Here is a 1,490-nt window from a genome sequence, read left to right as displayed (position 1 = left end):
GAAATTCGTTGATAGAGAACATTTTGAGGATGTTGAAGCATTTCTGGATCAGACATTTCTTCACCGAGCCAAGCGCCGTCAAAGGAATCTGAAATTTTTTGTGTCAATAGTTTTTTCGCGCGTGCAGGACTGGCCAATACTTGGTTTCTTTCTTCCCATTCTTCAACAGTATCTTGAATTTGAACGTTTAATGGCAAAAAGTGCAATGTGTAAGGTGAGAAATAAATGGCATTTAAAGCTTGGCCAGAGAACTCTAAAAGATTATCCAAGGATTCTCCTTGGTCTTTGATCATCATTGTCAAACTGCTTGCAACCTCTTCAAAATCTGGTGGAGAAACCAATACTTTGAATCGGGTATTGAGGACAGTTGCTTTATCTCCCAGCTCTGAACTAGCTCTCTGCTCATTAAACAAATCCATGACAGGGTTGTAACTGAGGGATAGATTTTCATATTCTTTTAGTTTTTCACCAATATAATCTGGATCAAAATTACTTGATAGATGCTTAGAGAGGGCATCTGCTTTTCCTTGTCTTTCTAAATACTCTTCAGCGGTTTCTTTTAGAATAATCTCAATGTTCATCAACTTTTCCCACTCCGCAGTGTACATCTTGTAGTCACGGTCAGACCTGATAAAATCATTGAGTTTATCTTTGATGTCTTCTTGGCTCAAATWTCCCTTTTGAAAACCTAGCCTAACCCACTCACTGAACTCAGTTTTATTTTTCCCTCTTATTTCCCAACGTACTTTATCCCATTGAGCTTCTTGGGGGAAATTTTCGTCCTTCATCATCTCTTGGACTTTATGTTGAACAACTTCAGGCTTTTTCTCTAAAAAGTAGGCTAAGTATTCATCAATTTCAAAAGCTTTGGCCAATTTTTTGCCTAACTTCACAATTAGTTCATTCATCTTTCTTTTATCCATCAAAAATCAATCCCTTCTAGCATTTCTGTAGTCACTTCTCCTCGGCTTTCCCATAAAAGTTTATTAAACTCACTCTGATCCAACAGAATTTCTACGACCAGGCAATTCAAATTCCCTCGCACAACATCATAGAGTTTATTTCGCTCAATGACAGATAATAAATTTTCACTGGTAGCAGGTTTATCTTCTCTATCTTTGCAGTAATCCTCTATTTTCTCAATCCAGACTTGAATTGCTACCCTAGACTTCAAATTGATATAGGGCAGTAGCATCTGATAATCTTTATCAGTCAATGATTCTCTTTTGAGATAGTGCAATTCTCTAAGAGCCCTTTCAACTACAAGCTTAAAATCAGGCCATAACACACTCATGTTTTTTAAAAACTCTTGATTGTATTCACGGTCAGTAAAGAGATTTACTAGATAATTAAACACGGTTTTCTGTTTTAAATCCATACTTCACGCTCCTTTAAAATATTCTTTGTAGCTCTATTTTAACCTTTTTTTATTAAAAAGTCTTTTTATTGTCTAAAAAACCTTTAATAGCGCGTGAAAAACCATACTAAAC

Annotated in this window: 2 protein-coding genes; both read right to left on the bottom strand. The window is 35.9% G+C overall.

Annotated features, from left to right (window positions below):
- The coding region (locus K4I03_RS05285; RefSeq protein ID WP_227963947.1) for a hypothetical protein at positions 1-923 on the bottom strand (923 nt) is incomplete at its 3' end.
- Complete coding sequence (locus K4I03_RS05280) at positions 923-1,378, bottom strand: hypothetical protein (protein ID WP_227963946.1); 456 nt, start codon at positions 1,376-1,378, stop codon at positions 923-925. The genes K4I03_RS05280 and K4I03_RS05285, both read right to left, overlap by 1 nt.
- Positions 1,379-1,490 lie beyond the last annotated feature (112 nt).

Origin of the sequence: Streptococcus sanguinis (genome assembly GCF_020729725.1) — a bacterium.
Lineage (GTDB): Bacteria > Bacillota > Bacilli > Lactobacillales > Streptococcaceae > Streptococcus > Streptococcus sanguinis_V.
The sequence above is the reverse complement of the archived record's forward strand: the minus strand, read 5'-3'. Positions and strand labels throughout refer to the sequence as shown.